Origin of the sequence: Thermoactinomyces sp. CICC 10735 (assembly GCF_016055175.1) — a bacterium.
GTDB lineage: Bacteria > Bacillota > Bacilli > Thermoactinomycetales > Thermoactinomycetaceae > Thermoactinomyces > Thermoactinomyces vulgaris.
In genome coordinates, this window is the sequence record NZ_JAECVT010000002.1 from 535661 (window position 1) to 551668 (window position 16008).

The following is a 16008-nucleotide window of genomic DNA, read 5'->3' on the forward strand; positions in this document are numbered from 1 at the left end:
TTGAAAGATAAATTCATTTTGTTAAAATATTCTTCAATTACCCTTTCTTTATTTCCCCGTTTCTTTGACGAGCTGAGATAAAAGATGAGGTGAGCAAATTGAGACCACGAACATTGTTTGAGAAGGTTTGGGATCGCCATGTCATTGAGCAGGAAAAAGGAAAACCCGCCATCTTGTACATCGATTTGCATTTGGTGCATGAAGTCACCTCCCCGCAAGCTTTTGAAGGATTGCGTCTTCAGGGGCGCAAAGTCCGGCGGCCGGATTTGACCGTCGCCACCATGGATCACAATGTTCCCACCACCGACCGCCATTTGCCGGTCAAAGACCCGATTTCCCAAAAACAAATGGAAACCTTGGAGAAAAACTGCAAAGAATTTGGCATTTCCCTTTTCGATCTGCATCACCAAAACCAAGGAATTGTCCACGTCATCGGCCCCGAGCTCGGGCTCACCCTGCCCGGGAAAACCATCGTATGCGGGGACAGCCACACTTCCACACACGGGGCATTCGGCGCCTTGGCATTCGGCATCGGAACCAGTGAAGTGGAACACGTCTTGGCCACGCAATGTTTGCATCAACTCAAGCCCAAAACGATGCGCATCCACTTTAACGGGGAACTTCGCCCCGGTGTCACCGCCAAAGATGCCATTCTTGCCGTGATCCGCCAAATCGGCACGGACGGAGCCACCGGCTATGTGATTGAATATACCGGCAAACCTATTGAAAAAATGTCCATGGAAGAACGGATGACGGTATGCAACATGTCCATTGAAGCGGGTGCCCGTGCCGGCATGATCGCTCCGGATGAAACCACTTTTGAATATTTGAAAGGCCGCCCTTACGCCCCCAAAGGGGAAGCCTTTGAAAAAGCGGTCCGAGAATGGCGGCAGCTGTCCAGCGATCCGGGTGCGATGTATGATGCGTACATCGAAATCGACGCCTCATCCATTGCACCGCAGGTAACCTGGGGAACCAGCCCTGGAATGGGGACGGATATCACCGAAACCGTGCCGGACCCTTCCTCTTTCCCGACAGAAACCGAAGCCAAAGCGGCCCGGCGGGCGTTGGAGTACATGGGATTGAAACCGGGCACGCCGATATCGGAAATCGAGATTGATCAAGTATTCATCGGCTCCTGTACCAATTCACGCATTGAAGATTTGCGGGCGGCGGCCAAAGTGGTCAGAGGATACAAAGTGGCCCCGCAAGTGAAGGCCATGGTGGTTCCCGGTTCCCAACAAGTGAAACTGCAGGCGGAAAAGGAAGGATTGGACAAAATATTTTTGGAAGCCGGGTTCGAATGGCGCGAGTCGGGTTGCAGCATGTGTTTGGGAATGAATCCGGATATTTTGAAACCCGGTGAGCGATGCGCCTCCACTTCCAACCGGAACTTCGAGGGCCGGCAAGGCCGCGGTGGCAGAACCCACCTGGTGTCCCCGGCCATGGCGGCAGCAGTAGCCGTCGCCGGTCATTTTGTCGATGTGCGCAACTGGCAATACCGGGATGAGGAGGGAAAAGTCCATGCAACCACTTAAACAACATAAGGGAATCGTTTGCCCGTTGGACCGGGCCAATGTGGATACAGATGCCATCATTCCCAAACAGTTTTTAAAACGGATCGAACGGACCGGATTTGGTCAATTCCTGTTTCACGATTGGCGGTTCACCGGTGACGGAAACCCGGATCCGGATTTTGTCCTCAACCAGCCGGAATACAAGGAAGCCAGTGTGTTATTGGCACGGAAAAACTTCGGATGCGGCTCTTCCCGCGAGCATGCCCCCTGGGCTCTTCAGGATTACGGATTTCGTGTGATTATCGCACCCGGTTTTGCGGATATTTTTTACAACAATTGTTTTAAAAACGGAATTCTTCCCGTTTCGCTTTCGGAAGAACAGGTGGACCGGCTCTTTCAAAACACCTTCAAAAAAGACGGTTACACCTTGACCATCGACTTGGAAAAACAAGAAGTGCGGGACGATGCGGGGCTTTGCTTCCGCTTTGAAATCGATCCCTATCGCCGCTTCTGTTTAATGAACGGGTTGGATGACATCGGCATCACGCTGCAATATGAAAACCAAATCGCTCAATACGAAAATGAGCTTCCCTCTTATTACAGCGTGAAATCATAAGGGATTGCAAAAGGCATAGGCCGCTTGAACCAGTGGCACTATGCCTTTACTTTTCGGATTGCCGGCGCGAGAAGCGGGCGGATTGTTGAAGGAGCACCGCCATCGCTTTCTGAAACGTTTGCGGATCAATCAGGCCCATCGCCTTTAATTCCCGGACCTCTTCCATCATCAACTCCACATCCCCCAGCTGGTCCCCTGTATAAATGATGGTTCCAAATTGTTTTAACAACTGACGAACCTCAGTCATGCCACGCATCGGATGTATCCTTTCCTCTCTTGTGTTATACTGGATATAACCTCACTGAAAGAGGTGTTCTTTTTGCCTTATACAAACTTTATTCCCGTCAAACGAATGATCGGGCATTTGATCATATCCCAAAAACGGAATCATTGGGCCAGCACACTGACCACCAAAGAACTGATTTTCCAAAAACCACATTTATCCTATCACATCCTTTTAAATGATGTCATCGGCATCATTCCCTGTGAGATAAAAGGACTGCATCCACAGCCGGATCACGATTTATTGATAACTTTGAAAAATCCATCCCGTTACTATAAAATCTCAGTCCACAAATTGTTTGTCATCAACCGGAACGGTGTGTTCACCAACAGGGCAACGGATTTGATCGTACCGTTAAACCATCGTTTCTTAAAACATGTGGAAAAACATACAAATTTGACGATGTTACCTTCATAAAAAAAGAGCCTTTGTCAGGCTCTTTTTTGTTGTTGCACACTGCTTAATTGGGGAAGCGCTTTTCTCACCGCCATCACCACCGGCACGGCCAAGATCGCTTTCATCAAATCTCCCGGCAGAAAAACCAACAGAGAGGAAATCCATGTGGTTTGGTTCAGCGGAAGGTCAAGCACCGTAACCAGCCACGGAAAACCAATCAAATGAATCAAAATCACTCCGCCGACGACATGGGCCAATCCGAGTTTCCAAGCATTGAGTGTGCCCTTTCGGATCCATCTTTCCACCATCCAACCGGTCAATCCGGCCGCAAACACCCAGCTGATGATGTAACCTCCCGTCGGGCCGGCCAAAGCGGCGATTCCGCTTTTACCCCCGCTTAAAACCGGCGCTCCGGCGATGACCAGGGCAATAAAGACAATCATGGAAATCATTCCCCGCCGGGCCCCCAGCACGGACCCCGCCAGCATCACCACAAGGGTTTGCAAGGTAATCGGAGCCGGGCCGATATGAATCGCAAAGGCCCCGCTGACCGCCAGCATGGCAACAAACATGGCCATCCATGTCATATCCCGCACCTTCAAAGCAGATCGACGCATCAGCAAACCTCATTTCGATAAATGATTTTCTACTCATTACAATAGCGATCCCTGCATTTATTGTCAACTTCATTTATCAATAAGGTTTACAATTGGCTTTTGACCGGCACTTGAGTCATCCGCCCTTCCTCCTTCCCGGCTGCAGCCATATGATATACAACCTGGCTTCGCGGATGGGGAGTGAAATGGATGCCTGATGGAAAGTTAAAAAAACAACGTCTGTCGGTCGTTTCGCCTGCACCACACCCGGCGAACATCTTTGTGCCGGTCTACCGCCGTGTCCGGAGAGGGGTGGTTTCCATCATCACCCAGGAAAAAAGCCCGGGGACTTATCTGTCGCTTCCCAGAAATTTGCTTCACCTGTTTGTCCCCGAACTGAACGATCCTCCGGCCCCTCCCAAAAACCATTTTGGTTCCGGGTTTATCATTCACCCGCAAGGCTACATTTTAACCAATGCCCATGTCATCAAAAATGCTTCACGCATTGATGTAAAGTTGGATCACTTCCAAACACCTTTCACCGGAATGCCGGTTTGGACCGATGACAAACGCGATTTGGCCGTCGTCAAAATCAAATCCCCGCGTCCGTTACCCGCATTGTCCCTGGGAACTTCCCGGGATGCCGACATCGGGGAATGGGTATTGGCGGTCGGCAACCCTTTCGGCTTGGAACACACGGTCACGGTTGGGATCATCAGCGGCAAAAACCGGCCGCTTAAAGTCGGGCGGCGTTATTATAAAAACGTGATCCAGACCGATGCCGCCATCAATCCGGGAAACAGCGGCGGCCCTTTGATCAACCTCCAGGGAAAAGTGATCGGAATGAACACACTGATCATTTATCCATCCCAATGTCTCGGATTCGCCATCCCCATGGAAGAGATCCGCCCGCATATCAAGCGCTATTTGCCCCAATGATGCCAGAGTCAAACACTGAGGGTTTGCTCCTTTTTCCCTTTGTTTTTCATATTCCAAAGCACCGAACCGGCCCACAAGACCAAAATGATTGCGTAAACCCCCCATTGTCCGGTGGAGGGAACCTTCAAAAATTTCAACACCGGGCCCACATTGACCAGAACAATGAAACCGCCGACCAACACGCCCAGCAAATGGGACGGGATCACCCGCACCAGCCATGCCGCAATCGGGGCCGCCACGACTCCGCCAATCACGATGGCTGCCACCCAGTAGGCATGAAAGGTTTCCCAACCGAGGAAGAGGAAAAATCCCAAGGAGGCGGAAACAGCCACAATAAATTCGCTGGTATCCACCGTGCCAATCACTTTTCTGGGTGTGACGGCATCTCTTGCCAACAACATAGGGGTGGTAATCGGACCCCATCCCCCGCCTCCGACAGCATCAAAAAATCCTCCCGCCAATCCGAGCGGAATCAAATAAGTATTGGATAAATTCGTTTTTTTGGCTTTCCGCGAGGAAACTGTGATATATCGACAAACAATATAAATCCCCATCAGCATTAAAAACAAAGAGATAAACGGTTTGATCCGGTCTCCCGGTATACCGCTTAAAAAAGCGGCTCCCGCAAAAGCACTGACACCTCCCGGAACAGCCAGTTTGAAGAGGATTTTTTTGTCCACATTTCCAAACCATAAATGGGACGCGCCGGAGACAGCGGTCGTCGCCACTTCCGCCAGATGAATCGATGCCGAAGCCACTGCAGGAGCCACCCCGAAAAACAAAAGCAAAGAAGCGGAAGTTGCCCCGTAAGCCATTCCCAGCGATCCGTCAATCAACTGGGCGAAAAAACCGACAATGCCAAGAATCAGGAGTTTTTTCATAAATGCCCCCCTTAAACAAGCATTCATTTTTGCAATGGATGAAAGGGGAGCGCCGCATCAGGCAAGCTCCCGCCACAAGTTCTACACCCCCACTTTATTCCGGAGCCCCTCAATTAATACTTCCACCACTTCGGGACGGGAAAATTCCGGAGGCGGCGCAATTCCTTCCGACAACATCTTTCTCACTTTCGTTCCGGAAAGAATGACATGATGTTCGTCATCATGCGGACAAGTTTTGTACGAAGCCATGCCCGCACATTTTTTACAGTAAAAGCTGTGTTCAAAAAAAAGCGGGGTGATTCCCAATTCCTCCGCCGTAAAATGGGAGAAAATTTTCTGCGCATCATAGGTGCCGTAATAATCGCCGACACCGGCATGATCCCTGCCCACGATAAAATGGGTGCAGCCGTGGTTTTTGCGCACCAAAGCATGAAGGACGGCTTCGCGGGGACCGGCATAGCGCATGGCCGCCGGGTACGCTCCCAAAAAGACCCGGTTTTCCGGATAGTAATGTTTTAAAATCACTTCATAGCTTTTCATGCGGACATCCACCGGAATATCATCCGTTTTCGTTTGTCCGACCAACGGATGCAAAAACAGTCCGTCCACCGTCTCCAAAGCCGATTTTTGAATGTACTCATGGGCACGGTGCACCGGATTTCTCGTTTGAAACCCGACCACCTTTTTCCACCCGCGCTTTTGGAAAATCTCCCGCGTTTCGGCCGGGTCGAACAGCCGGTCTTCAAACGGATATGCCGGGCGTTTTAACAGCCAGATGTCCCCGCCCAGGTTTAACGGCGATTGACTGTACAGATATCGAACCCCCGGATGGGCTTCTTCTTCCGTCTTGTAAACCAACCGGGCTTCTTCACGCAGATCGACACGGTAAAGCTCTTCCACTTGGACAACCGCAATGATGTTTTGTTCTTCATCGAGCAAGGAAACATATTCCGCCCCGGCAATCTCTTTTTCCCGTTCTTCCGGAACGGGCAAGGTCACCGGGATGCTCCAGACTGTTCCGTCCGACAGCCGCATGGTTTCACAAACTGACCGGTAGTCTTTTTCTTTTAAAAAACCGGTCAACGGCGAGAAAACCCCGGTGGCAATGCAAAACAAATCCGACACGGTGCGGTTGGAAACGGGAAGCTTCGGAAAATGCTCCGCCCGACTCAACCAAACTTGTTTTTCCTCTCCTGTCAAAACGCGGTTTACCAACACGCCTCCGTGTGGTGCGATCAAATCTCCCATGATGTATACTCCTCTCCAAGCATTTTCATCGGGCCCTCTCCCCGGGGGGATTCCCGGTCAATGCGGATTGAAAAGATCCCGCGATTCAAGCGCCCCCGGCGCCAAAGCGGAATGGAATGAGATGAGCGTGCTTTTTGGAAAAATGGTGAATCAATTGACCGGACTGTTATGAAGCCCGCATTCAATTTTGTTGGTCCCCGACCAGCGTCCGGCTCGCGGATCTTCCCCGGGACGGACCGGGCGGGTGCACGGCTGGCAGCCGATGCTCGGATACTGCCTGTCATGCAACGAATTGTACGGAATTTGATGATCATGAATATAAGTCCAGACTTGTTTGGTGTTCCAGAAAGCCAGGGGATTCAGCTTGAGCAACCCAAACCCTTGATCCCACTCCACCACCTGCGTATGGGCACGGGTGGGGGCTTGTTCACGCCGGATTCCGGTAATCCATCCCTGGTAGTTTTTCAACACTTTTTTCAAAGGCTCAACTTTGCGGAGCTTACAACATAAATCGGGATTTCTTTTCCACAGTTCGCCGCCGTATTTCTCCGCTTGTTCCTCCAACGTGAGTTCGGGCGAAATGCGGATGAATTCTTTTTGGTATTTCTCGGACAGCCGGTCCCGGACTTCATAGGTTTCCTGAAAGTGCAGGCCGGTGTCGAGATAAAAAATGTCCAATTCCGGATCGACTTTGAATGCCATATCCACCAAAGCCACGTCTTCATATCCGAAACTGCAAGCCAACACCAACCGGGAAACCCCCAGTTGTTCCACTCCCCAACGGATGATTTCCTGAGGATGGAAGTCTTTCAACTCTTCTGCCACGATTTTGATTTGTTCCGGATTCCATCTTTCTTCTCCACTCAATGTCGGCCAATACCGTTCCCGGGTCATTTGTCGTTCTCCTTTCTTTCGGATCCGTTTAATACATATCCGGTTCCTTGGCGAACCCTTTTTTTCTCTTCAATCACCCACTCTTTGACCGCAGGCGTTTTGATCGTGTAGCGTTCCAACTCTTTTTCCGCATATTCGAAAGCTTTTTCCTCCGTCGGCGCCAGAACGATGACGTTGTAAGAACCGTCCGGTTCTTTCTCCGCCACCAAGCGGTACAGATACAATTCCCGGCTCATACAGCAGGCACCACCCGCTGGCGGATCTCATCAAACTGTTTCTGAATCGCTTCGATTCCGGCACGTTTCACAAAGTCGCCGAATTTCTCCCCTTCTTTCCGTTCGCGTTTGTAGAAAAGAATGATTTCTTTTAACACAGGCGCCACATATTCTTTGGTGACCCGTCCCTTTAACTGCGTGTTAAACTTTCCTTGTCCGTATAAATGCCCGCCGACCGAGATGGTGTAAGCTTCCACCATTCCTTGGGCCGTTTTCGCCTTCCCGCCCATGAGACCGATGTCGGCAATTTGTTGTTGCCCGCAGGAATTGGGACAACCGTTGATATGAATCCGGATCGGTTCGTCCAACCGGATCTCCTGGTCCAGAAAGTTGACCACTTCTTTCAAAAACCCTTTGGTTTCGGTCAGCGCCAGATTGCAAAACTCAATGCCCGTGCAGGAAACGGCATACCCCTCAAACGTTTTTGGAAACGGGCTCAGCCTTTTCAAGAGAGGCTCTTTCAACAGGTCCTCCACTTTGTCATCCGGCACATCGGTCAGAATCACATTTTGCGTGTTGGCGGTACGCAACGAGCCGGATCCGTAACGGTCCGCCAGATCGGCCAAACCGTCAAACTCGTCTGCTGACGTGCGCCCCAACGGAATGTTTAACCCGACATAGTTCAGCCCCGGCTGTTTTTGCGGGTGAACCCCGGTGAAGTAACCGGCGTTCCAACCGGCGATTTTATCTTCACCCCGGGACGGATACTCGCCGATATACTCTTTCAAGATTTCCAAAAAATGCTCCGGCCCCCAATCTGCGACCAAAAACTTCAGGCGCGCTTTATGCCGCTTTTTCCGGTATCCGTAATCGCGGAACACTTTTGTCACGCCGACCGCCACATCGACAACCTGTTCGGGACGGACGAAAAGATCCAGCTGCTGAGCCAAATGCGGCCGGTTGGAAAGTCCTCCCCCCACCCAGACATGGAAACCGACCGTCTCTTTGCCATCCAACATTTTCAATGCCGGTGTAAACGAAAGATCGTTGATCTGGGCATGAGCCGGATTGTAGACACTGGAGGAGACAGAAATTTTGTATTTTCTGGGCAAGTTGGAAAATTCCCGGTTTAACAGCAACTTTTCATTCAGTTTGGCAACGATGGGACGGGTGTCCACCAACTCATGCGGATCGATTCCGGCCAGCGGGTTGCCGGTAATGTTGCGGGGGCAATCGCCACAAGCTTCAAAGGTGTAAAGACCGACTTCTTCCAAACGACGGAAGATATCCGGAAGATTTTCCACTCGAATCCAATGATATTGAATCGCTTGGCGTGTCGTCACATCGATCAGCCCGCGACCGTACTCCCTCGACAAGCCGGCCACCACCCGCACCTGCCGGCTGTTTAAAATCCCGGAAGGGACACGGATGCGGATCATAAAATAGCCGTCTTTTTTCGGGCGCTGTTGATAGACTCCCGCCCACTTGAACAAAGCAAATTTTTCCTCGGGAATCGATTCAAATCCCTTCTTAGAATAAATATGAATAATCTCGTCGATAATGTCTAAACCATCCTGCTCCAACTTTTGCAATTCGAACGGATTCAACTGTTCCGGATTGTTCGCCCAAGGCCAATGGTTTTTCATCCCCGCTTCCACTCCTTCGTTCTCCTTGAAAATAAAAAAATCCCTTTTCCATGAGGGAAAAAGGGATCGATGCCACTTGCCTTTTTCTCCTCATATTCGAACAGTGACTGTTCTCTGGATTTGGCACCAAGCCGTACGGCCGGTTGCCGAGGGTTCATCGGGCCAGTCCCTCCGCCTCTCTTTATGAGGATATTCCTAAACCATAAATACCTATCAAATAAATATGTTTTAATTGCTTGAAATTAGATTAACAAATTACTCCCGTTATTGTCAACCATTTCAGAAGAATCCTTTTGTCTTGAAAAATCAAGGCTTTGGACTGCCTGCGAAACCGCCTGTTTAAGGCATGCATCCCGGTTCGTCTTTTTCAAAAAACGCACTTTGATTACAATAGAAGAGATGATTCAAAAAAAGGGGGAAACCGGATCATGGAAATCGTCGTCTATCTTGCAGGTCAAATTCATGACGACTGGAGGGCAAAACTGCGCCAAAAAGCTGAAGAACGGGGCCTGCCCGTCATTTTTAAAGGGCCGCAGGAAAATCACGACCGTTCGGATGACATCGGCGAACTGATCAAAGGAAAACAGCCCAATGCGGTTTACCGGGATCAAGCCGCTTCGGAACTGAACAATTTGCGCACCCGGGTATGGATGGAAAAAGCCGACATCGTCATCGCCTTGTTTGGCGAAAAATACCGGCAATGGAACACCGCAATGGATGCATCGTTGGCCATCGCTTTAAACAAGCCCCTGATTTTGGTGCGTCCGGAAAGCTTGCACCATCCGTTGAAAGAAATCAGCCAGCGGGCACAAGTGACGGTCGAAACCGTCGATCAGGCCCTGGATGCCCTGGCCTATATCTTTGAAGAATGAAACAGGAAAGGGAGGCGGTTTTCCGCCTCCCTTTTCACGCTTTTTCACACTTTTTCCGCCAGGGGTTACGACCGGGTCAGCCGGGCCGGTGTATCATCAAACACTACAAAATTCAAATTGATATTTAACAACATGACATCTTTTCCGGTTTCCTGATCCCGCAAAACAAAATAATCCCTGCCCACCTGGCGCAACACCCCGGTGAACACCCGGTTCCTCCATTCCTCGCTCCCTTCATAAGTCATGTAAGCCGTCACTCGTTTTCCGATATTGCTTTGCAACAAATCTTCCGAGAATCTGCGGTCCTGTCTTTGGGGCTGCCCTTGTTCCGGTTGCCTTTGACTGACCTGCGCGTCGGAATAAAACGGGTATGGAGCATGATATGGATAAGACCAATACACCATTTGTCTCCCTCCAGTTCTTAATATTGATAAACAGCCGGACAATCCGAAGCATCAGGAATATAAAAACAGTGGCTTTTATATCTTCCGGAATGCGTCTGATTAAACCAGGTTGCCGGACATTCCCCTGTCGGCCGGAAAAACCACAAGGCCCGTTTGGCGGGATCAAAACGCTGGCCCTGAATGGCCTTTCGGGCCAACCGGATATCCTGCTGGCGGGCCGGTTGATAAAAATACGGCATTTGCACGGCTTCAAAACCGCCGGGGGATTGGAAAACCATCTGTTGAAGATTGCGGATCCCCTCAAAATCGAGACAGTTGGCAATCACCCGGTTGACACCCACATTGCCAACCAGTAACATCCCCATTTGCCCGTCCCCTTCCGCTTCCGCCCGCATCAACCTGGCCAACAGCTTGACATGCGATTCCGGCGCCTGAATAACCGCCATACCATCCCCCCTGAGACCAACATATGCCCCCCTGCTCAAAAAAAGAACCGGCCAATTCTTTTGAAAATTGGAAATATCTTTTGGAAAGAACACTTCTTTTGGTGTATTCTGAATATAGGAGGTGACCGGCTTGCTTCCCCTGTTCAACAACCAAACCGACGGCTGTCGCCAACTTTCCTGGAAGTTTCGGAAGTTACGCCGCAAGTGGCGTCATCACTGGTTGTGCATCCCCTTTTTCATCCCTGTCTGGATTTACGAACAAGTCCGGCTGGGGTTCTTCCCGTTTATCCATTTCCAACTCCTCCACACTTGCAATCCTTGGGAACGGAAACTGTTTTACGCGCTTTATTCCAAATTCGGGCGTGACGTCAAAATCCACTATCCCATTCACCGCCATCGGGTGGCAATCGCCATCCCCAAATACAAACTGGCTTTGGAATGCGACGGGGACACGGTGATCCGTCCCAAAAAACAACTCCGCTTTCAAACAAAAAAACATGATCTGGGAAAGCAAGGCTGGAAAGTGATGCGCTTTTCACGCCGTCGCCTGTCCGGGCAAATGGACCAGGTCATCCGCGAAATTACAGAATATACAGATATCATGAAAAGAAGAAAATCACCTGGTCAATTCACCTGACAAGCATCCGGTCCGCGGGGACGGAAAACAGGGTCCCGGACGGCTTTTCACAAGGAGGGAAACTTTTATGATTCAAGGCTTGTATGAAGTTCATTTTCAAGTGGAAGATTTGGACCGTTCTGTCGAATTTTATCAAAAACTGGGGCTGACTCCGGCCTGGAGAAATGACAGTGTCGCTTTTCTGTGGATTGAACCTGAAAAAAGCTGGCTGGGCCTCTGGCAAAAGCCCGGCGGGAACCATGTATTTGCCAAACATATCGCCTTTCGCATCCACTTTGAGGATATGCCCGAAGCCATCCGCTGGCTCAAGGAAAAAGGGATCGAACCGGTAAAAGACGGGCGTTTTGAACCGGTCGAGCCCGTGGTGCGCCCGTTTCAAAGAAATGCTTCTTTGTATTTTGAAGATCCGGACGGCCATAATCTGGAACTGATCTGCACCATCCCCGATGACATTTCCCCGGATCTTCCGAAAATGTATTGGAGCGAATGGGAAAAACTCCGCGCAAAAAAATAAACCTCCCGCTGAAACGGCGAAACCCCCTTAAAAATCGACAAGCTTGCACCGGCTGATATCATAGAAGAAGAACCCCCGACCCCGTCCAAAAAAAGGAGGAAAGCAAAAAGATGTCCGAGATGATTGAAGTAAAAAATCCTGCCACCGGGGAATTGATCCAAAAAGTAAAAGCCCATACCGAAGAGGAAATCACCAGAGCCATCCGGAAAGGACACGAAAGTTTTTCCGCTTGGTCCAAAACCAATGCCCATGAGCGCTCCCGCTTGCTCCGGGTATGGTCGGATCGCATTCAAAAAAACAAGGAAAACATCGCGCGGATCATGACGCTGGAAAGCGGAAAACCGCTGACCGAATCCCTCGCGGAGGTCGACTATGCCGTCAGTTATATTGATTGGTACGCCGAAGAAGCCAAACGGCTGTACGGCCGGACCATCCCCGCCCACACCGGATCGAAACGGATTATCGTCACTCGTCAACCCGTCGGGCTGGTGGCGGCCATCACGCCTTGGAATTTTCCCGCGGCCATGATGACCAGAAAAGCCGCACCCGCCTTGGCAGCCGGCTGTACGTTTATTGTGAAACCGGCGGAAGAAACGCCGCTGACCACCATGGAACTGGTTAAACTGGCCCATGAAGCCGGCATCCCGGAAGGGGTCATCCAATATGTCAACGGGTTGGGGCCTTTCGTCGGCAAACTCTTTACGGACAGCCCCCTGATTCAAAAAATCTCTTTTACCGGCTCCACTGAAGTCGGAAAGTTGCTGATGAAAAACAGCGCCGCCACCGTCAAACGCATTTCCATGGAACTGGGCGGCCATGCTCCCGTCATTGTGGCCGAAGATGCCGACCTTGATCTTGCCGTCCGGCAAACCATCCTTTCCAAATTCCGAAACGCCGGGCAAACCTGCATTTGCGCCAACCGCCTGCTGGTCCACGAAAGCATCGCCGAAGCCTTCTCCCAAAAGTTGGCGGACAGCGTGCGGAAATTAAAAGTCGGAAACGGCTTGAACCCAGAGACCGACGTCGGTCCGGTCATCAACAAAAAAAGCTTTGACAAAATCATGGAACAAATCGAAGATGCCCTCCAAAAGGGCGCACGCGTGTTGTGCGGAAACACTTACCAAGCCGACCGCGAAAAAGGATATTTTTTTGTCGCTCCGACCATCCTCGGCCAAGCCGGCCTTGACACGAAAATCATGCAGGAAGAAACATTCGGACCGGTTCTTCCCATCCTGTCCTTCAAAAGCCTGGAAGAAGCCGTGGAGATTGCCAACAGCACCCCTTACGGCCTGGCCGCTTATTTCTTCACCAATGATTACCGCACCGGCATTTACTTGAATGAACACTTGGACTTCGGCATTATCGGTTGGAACGACGGAGCGCCGTCTGCCGCACACGCCCCGTTTGGTGGAATGAAAGAAAGCGGCATCGGCCGGGAAGGCGGCTTGGAAGGAATGGAACCGTATTTGGAGACAAAGTACTTATCCATCGGGAATCTGTAAAAAAGCCGATTGATTGTTCTTGATCAATCGGCTTTCAGCATGGCGCTTTCTTGAATCGCTCCCGTTCTCATCAAAAAACAAAGAGAACCGAAGAAACAGATGGTCTGTCTCCGGTTCCCCGTTTTATCATGATTCCAAATTGCTGTGGCGGCGGACCGCTTCGTCATGATTCACTTCCTTCAGCCTTCCATATTCCAGGCATACGGCATCCAACAAGATATGGACACTTTGGTCAAACAGCGACCCCAGAGGTTGAATGGTTTTCCATTCATTGGCGCGCCGGTGTTTGGTTGCCGCCGGAACACGGAGGATCTTCACGGCCGTTTGTGCAAGAGGGGACGACTCATCGGTCGTCACGGCAATCACCTTGCACCCGATGGATTTGGCTTTCTCCGCCGTCCAAACCACTTGGCGGGTGGTTCCCGATCCTGAAACGGCAACCAGCCAGTCTCCTGCTTCAACGGATGGCGTAATCGTTTCGCCTGCCACATACACCTTGGCACCCAAATGCATCAACCGCATGGCAAACGATTTGGCCATCAATCCGGAGCGTCCTTCCCCCACGACAAAGATCCGCCCCGCCTTTTGCAATGCCGCGGCGGTTTCTTTGATCTCTTCTTCTTTCACCTGCCCGATCACCGCTTCCACTTCTCTTAAAATGGCTTGAGCTGTCGACATGGCTTATTCCCCCTTTTCAATGGCTTGTTTCAACTGTCTGGCCGCCTCTTTTGGATTCTCCGCTTTGGTGATGGCGGTACCGACAATCACCACCGAAGGATGGAAAGACTTTCTCACCTTCTCCAAGGAACTTAGCGTAATTCCGCCTGCTGCCGCCCATTTCACCGGCTTCTCCGACGAAACCGCCGCACACTTTTTCCATACAGGCCGCACCCCTTCTTCTTGCTCATCCTTGCTCACATGCACGCAAAAAACGGCCTCGTCATATTTTAATAACTCTCTCACTTGATCTTCTGATACGTTCAACAAATCAATCATCACCGTTTTGCCATGGCGGCGTGCCACGTCCATGCAGGTCTCGATGGTAACCGGCGGCGCCACCCCCATGACAGTGGCCGCATCGGCCCCGGCTTCAAATGCCTTTTCAAATTCATAACGGGCATTGTCCATCGTTTTGGTGTCCGCCACCACCGGCTTGTCGGGAAAAGTCCGCTTCAATTCCCGGACTCCCGCCATTCCAAATTCCTTGATAATGGAAGTCCCCACTTCAATCCAATCGGTGAATTCTTCCGTTTCCCCGGCCAACCGGACTGCTTCGGGGATACTCATCCGATCCAACGCAAGTTGCAGTATCATCCTCCGGTCTCCTTTCCCTCTGCATGAACATTCATTTCCTCTCCGGATCAACACGATTGCCGGGAAGTGCCGGGCCGGCAGGCGGATTTGCCTGAACCATCCGGCTCGGAAAAACATATTCCTCCGGCTCCGGCTTCCCGCCATTTATTTGTTCAAACAACAATTCCGCAGCCTTTCTTCCCATCTCAGCTGCCGGTTGCTCGATAAACGTGATGGGGTGGTCCATCAACCGGGCAAACGGAATATTGTCAAAAACGACCAGATCCACCTCTTCCCCGAGCACGAGCCCTTTTTCTTTTATAAATTCCATGACGGCCAGAAACATCCGGTCATTCCCGGCAAACAAAGCAGTCGGCCGCTCTTTGGAAGCAAAAAGGCTTTCCAGCCGGCTTTTCACCTCATCCACCGGGGATTCGACGATATAGTCGGGATCCACGGGCAAACCGGCATCCTCCATGGCTTTTCGGTAACCTTCCAATCTGCCTTTTCTGGTGCTTACCATCAGTGGCTGCACGACAAAAGCAATTCGTTGGTGCCCTTGTCCGATCAACTGTTTGATCGCTTGGCAAGTGGCCGCGGCATTATCGGTCACCACCGAATAAGCATGATCCAACCCGGTCTGGCGATCCACGAAAACCACCGGATAGCCTTCCCGGACCATCTGTTCATACAAATCCCGATTCTTTCCGGTCGGAAAGATAATCATGCCATCCACTTGCTTTGCCCTCAGCATTTCAATATACCGTCGTTCCTGATCCGGCTGGTCATCCGCATTGCAAACAATCGCGTGCAAATCATGATCCCGGCAAAAATCTTCAATTGCACGAATGATTCCGGTGGAAAAATAATGAAGGATATTCGCTACAATAATCGCAATCATTGAAGTGCGCTTTTGTTTTAGACTCCTGGCAATGAAATTGGGTTGATAACCCAGTTTTTCAATGGCTTCTTCGATTCTTTTTTTTGTGTTTTCCCCCATGTATTCAAAGCGCTTGTTTAAAAATTGCGAAACGGTGCTCTTGGAAACACCCGCTTCTTTGGCGACATCCGCCATGGTCACTTTCTTCATTGCTGTTCCCTCTTTCAAT

The 16008-nt window shown here is 50.7% G+C and carries 20 protein-coding genes and 1 riboswitch; of the genes, 8 read left to right on the plus strand and 12 right to left on the minus strand.

All coding sequences use genetic code 11. The features are described 5' to 3' along the window. Positions 1 to 98 precede the first annotated feature (98 nt). Together leuC and leuD are read left to right on the plus strand one after the other, a co-directional pair. The gene (gene leuC, locus I8U23_RS05965) at positions 99 to 1538 is read left to right on the plus strand and encodes a 3-isopropylmalate dehydratase large subunit (protein ID WP_049720483.1); all 1440 of its coding nucleotides are present in this window, start codon (positions 99 to 101) and stop codon (positions 1536 to 1538) included. Then, a complete protein-coding gene (gene leuD, locus I8U23_RS05970; protein WP_037994056.1) occupies positions 1525 to 2133 on the plus strand; it encodes a 3-isopropylmalate dehydratase small subunit in 609 nt (202 codons plus the stop codon). The genes leuC and leuD overlap by 14 nt, the downstream gene beginning before the upstream one ends. A gap of 46 nt (positions 2134 to 2179) precedes the next feature. Here leuD and I8U23_RS05975 read toward each other — a convergent pair whose 3' ends face one another. Then, positions 2180 to 2389, minus strand: coding sequence for a YqgQ family protein (locus I8U23_RS05975; RefSeq protein WP_181731156.1), 210 nt, complete (start codon positions 2387 to 2389; stop codon positions 2180 to 2182). Positions 2390 to 2452: 63 nt separating this feature from the next. Between I8U23_RS05975 and I8U23_RS05980 the strand changes: the two genes are divergently transcribed. Beyond that, on the plus strand, positions 2453 to 2833 hold the full coding sequence (locus tag I8U23_RS05980; RefSeq protein ID WP_037994060.1) for a hypothetical protein: 381 nt from the start codon (positions 2453 to 2455) through the stop codon (positions 2831 to 2833). 14 nt (positions 2834 to 2847) lie between these two features. Here I8U23_RS05980 and I8U23_RS05985 read toward each other — a convergent pair whose 3' ends face one another. Continuing rightward, positions 2848 to 3429, minus strand: a complete 582-nt coding sequence (locus I8U23_RS05985) for a biotin transporter BioY (RefSeq protein ID WP_052186648.1) — start codon at positions 3427 to 3429, stop codon at positions 2848 to 2850. A 189-nt stretch (positions 3430 to 3618) separates the two neighbouring features. On the opposite strand from I8U23_RS05985, the gene I8U23_RS05990 reads away from it, so the two are divergent. Next, positions 3619 to 4347: a S1C family serine protease gene (locus I8U23_RS05990; RefSeq protein WP_037994062.1), complete on the plus strand. Its 729-nt coding sequence runs from the start codon at positions 3619 to 3621 to the stop codon at positions 4345 to 4347. An 8-nt stretch (positions 4348 to 4355) separates the two neighbouring features. Here the strand turns inward: I8U23_RS05990 and I8U23_RS05995 are convergent, their stop codons facing one another. The 5 genes from I8U23_RS05995 to I8U23_RS06015 form a co-directional block, all read right to left on the minus strand. Continuing rightward, complete coding sequence (locus I8U23_RS05995) at positions 4356 to 5228, minus strand: sulfite exporter TauE/SafE family protein (RefSeq protein WP_181731159.1); 873 nt, start codon at positions 5226 to 5228, stop codon at positions 4356 to 4358. A gap of 81 nt (positions 5229 to 5309) precedes the next feature. Continuing rightward, a complete protein-coding gene (gene sat, locus I8U23_RS06000) occupies positions 5310 to 6476 on the minus strand; it encodes a sulfate adenylyltransferase (protein WP_198050824.1) in 1167 nt (388 codons plus the stop codon). 150 nt (positions 6477 to 6626) lie between these two features. Next, positions 6627 to 7370, minus strand: a complete 744-nt coding sequence (locus tag I8U23_RS06005) for a phosphoadenylyl-sulfate reductase (protein WP_121874142.1) — start codon at positions 7368 to 7370, stop codon at positions 6627 to 6629. Next, entirely contained in the window at positions 7367 to 7606 is a 240-nt protein-coding gene (locus I8U23_RS06010; RefSeq protein WP_037994066.1) for a DUF3906 family protein, read from the minus strand. Before I8U23_RS06010 ends, I8U23_RS06005 begins: the two co-directional genes overlap by 4 nt. Next, positions 7603 to 9231 carry a nitrite/sulfite reductase gene (locus I8U23_RS06015; protein ID WP_121874245.1) on the minus strand — a complete coding sequence of 543 codons (1629 nt, stop codon included), beginning with the start codon at positions 9229 to 9231 and terminating at the stop codon, positions 7603 to 7605. Before I8U23_RS06015 ends, I8U23_RS06010 begins: the two co-directional genes overlap by 4 nt. An 87-nt stretch (positions 9232 to 9318) precedes the next feature. Beyond that, positions 9319 to 9421: riboswitch (SAM riboswitch) on the minus strand. A gap of 238 nt (positions 9422 to 9659) precedes the next feature. Here I8U23_RS06015 and I8U23_RS06020 point away from each other — a divergent pair. Continuing rightward, positions 9660 to 10103, plus strand: coding sequence for a YtoQ family protein (locus tag I8U23_RS06020; protein ID WP_198050825.1), 444 nt, complete (start codon positions 9660 to 9662; stop codon positions 10101 to 10103). 65 nt (positions 10104 to 10168) lie between these two features. Here the strand turns inward: I8U23_RS06020 and I8U23_RS06025 are convergent, their stop codons facing one another. Continuing rightward, positions 10169 to 10507, minus strand: a complete 339-nt coding sequence (locus I8U23_RS06025) for a spore coat protein GerQ (RefSeq protein ID WP_198050826.1) — start codon at positions 10505 to 10507, stop codon at positions 10169 to 10171. A 17-nt stretch (positions 10508 to 10524) separates the two neighbouring features. Beyond that, the gene (locus tag I8U23_RS06030) at positions 10525 to 10953 is read right to left on the minus strand and encodes a cell wall hydrolase (protein ID WP_049720491.1); all 429 of its coding nucleotides are present in this window, start codon (positions 10951 to 10953) and stop codon (positions 10525 to 10527) included. Positions 10954 to 11083: 130 nt separating this feature from the next. On the opposite strand from I8U23_RS06030, the gene I8U23_RS06035 reads away from it, so the two are divergent. From I8U23_RS06035 to I8U23_RS06045, 3 genes are all read left to right on the plus strand, one after another. Then, positions 11084 to 11590 carry a DUF559 domain-containing protein gene (locus I8U23_RS06035; RefSeq protein WP_198050827.1) on the plus strand — a complete coding sequence of 169 codons (507 nt, stop codon included), beginning with the start codon at positions 11084 to 11086 and terminating at the stop codon, positions 11588 to 11590. A gap of 67 nt (positions 11591 to 11657) precedes the next feature. Beyond that, complete coding sequence (locus I8U23_RS06040; RefSeq protein WP_049720493.1) at positions 11658 to 12104, plus strand: VOC family protein; 447 nt, start codon at positions 11658 to 11660, stop codon at positions 12102 to 12104. Between the two features lie 110 nt (positions 12105 to 12214). Next, positions 12215 to 13606 (plus strand): NAD-dependent succinate-semialdehyde dehydrogenase, encoded by a 1392-nt coding sequence (locus I8U23_RS06045; protein WP_049720494.1) that lies wholly within the window; start codon positions 12215 to 12217, stop codon positions 13604 to 13606. A gap of 126 nt (positions 13607 to 13732) precedes the next feature. On the opposite strand, the gene hxlB is transcribed toward I8U23_RS06045, so the two are convergent. From hxlB to I8U23_RS06060, 3 genes are read right to left on the minus strand one after another with little or no spacing between them, the layout of a single operon-like run. Next, positions 13733 to 14284, minus strand: a complete 552-nt coding sequence (gene hxlB / locus I8U23_RS06050) for a 6-phospho-3-hexuloisomerase (RefSeq protein ID WP_198050828.1) — start codon at positions 14282 to 14284, stop codon at positions 13733 to 13735. A gap of 3 nt (positions 14285 to 14287) precedes the next feature. Beyond that, positions 14288 to 14920 carry a 3-hexulose-6-phosphate synthase gene (gene hxlA / locus I8U23_RS06055; RefSeq protein ID WP_181731164.1) on the minus strand — a complete coding sequence of 211 codons (633 nt, stop codon included), beginning with the start codon at positions 14918 to 14920 and terminating at the stop codon, positions 14288 to 14290. 31 nt (positions 14921 to 14951) lie between these two features. Beyond that, positions 14952 to 15989 carry a LacI family DNA-binding transcriptional regulator gene (locus I8U23_RS06060; RefSeq protein ID WP_049720497.1) on the minus strand — a complete coding sequence of 346 codons (1038 nt, stop codon included), beginning with the start codon at positions 15987 to 15989 and terminating at the stop codon, positions 14952 to 14954. Between the last annotated feature and the right edge of the window lie 19 nt (positions 15990 to 16008).

Coding starts and splice junctions, on each gene's coding strand:
- leuD (WP_037994056.1), top strand. CDS start 1,525: ATGCAACCACTTAAACAACATAAGGGAATCGTTTGCCCGTTGGACCGG.
- I8U23_RS05975 (WP_181731156.1), bottom strand. CDS start 2,389: ATGCGTGGCATGACTGAGGTTCGTCAGTTGTTAAAACAATTTGGAACC.
- I8U23_RS05985 (WP_052186648.1), bottom strand. CDS start 3,429: ATGCGTCGATCTGCTTTGAAGGTGCGGGATATGACATGGATGGCCATG.
- I8U23_RS05990 (WP_037994062.1), top strand. CDS start 3,619: ATGCCTGATGGAAAGTTAAAAAAACAACGTCTGTCGGTCGTTTCGCCT.
- I8U23_RS05995 (WP_181731159.1), bottom strand. CDS start 5,228: ATGAAAAAACTCCTGATTCTTGGCATTGTCGGTTTTTTCGCCCAGTTG.
- sat (WP_198050824.1), bottom strand. CDS start 6,476: ATGGGAGATTTGATCGCACCACACGGAGGCGTGTTGGTAAACCGCGTT.
- I8U23_RS06005 (WP_121874142.1), bottom strand. CDS start 7,370: ATGACCCGGGAACGGTATTGGCCGACATTGAGTGGAGAAGAAAGATGG.
- I8U23_RS06010 (WP_037994066.1), bottom strand. CDS start 7,606: ATGAGCCGGGAATTGTATCTGTACCGCTTGGTGGCGGAGAAAGAACCG.
- I8U23_RS06015 (WP_121874245.1), bottom strand. CDS start 9,231: ATGAAAAACCATTGGCCTTGGGCGAACAATCCGGAACAGTTGAATCCG.
- I8U23_RS06020 (WP_198050825.1), top strand. CDS start 9,660: ATGGAAATCGTCGTCTATCTTGCAGGTCAAATTCATGACGACTGGAGG.
- I8U23_RS06025 (WP_198050826.1), bottom strand. CDS start 10,507: ATGGTGTATTGGTCTTATCCATATCATGCTCCATACCCGTTTTATTCC.
- I8U23_RS06030 (WP_049720491.1), bottom strand. CDS start 10,953: ATGGCGGTTATTCAGGCGCCGGAATCGCATGTCAAGCTGTTGGCCAGG.
- I8U23_RS06040 (WP_049720493.1), top strand. CDS start 11,658: ATGATTCAAGGCTTGTATGAAGTTCATTTTCAAGTGGAAGATTTGGAC.
- I8U23_RS06045 (WP_049720494.1), top strand. CDS start 12,215: ATGTCCGAGATGATTGAAGTAAAAAATCCTGCCACCGGGGAATTGATC.
- hxlB (WP_198050828.1), bottom strand. CDS start 14,284: ATGTCGACAGCTCAAGCCATTTTAAGAGAAGTGGAAGCGGTGATCGGG.
- hxlA (WP_181731164.1), bottom strand. CDS start 14,920: ATGATACTGCAACTTGCGTTGGATCGGATGAGTATCCCCGAAGCAGTC.
- I8U23_RS06060 (WP_049720497.1), bottom strand. CDS start 15,989: ATGAAGAAAGTGACCATGGCGGATGTCGCCAAAGAAGCGGGTGTTTCC.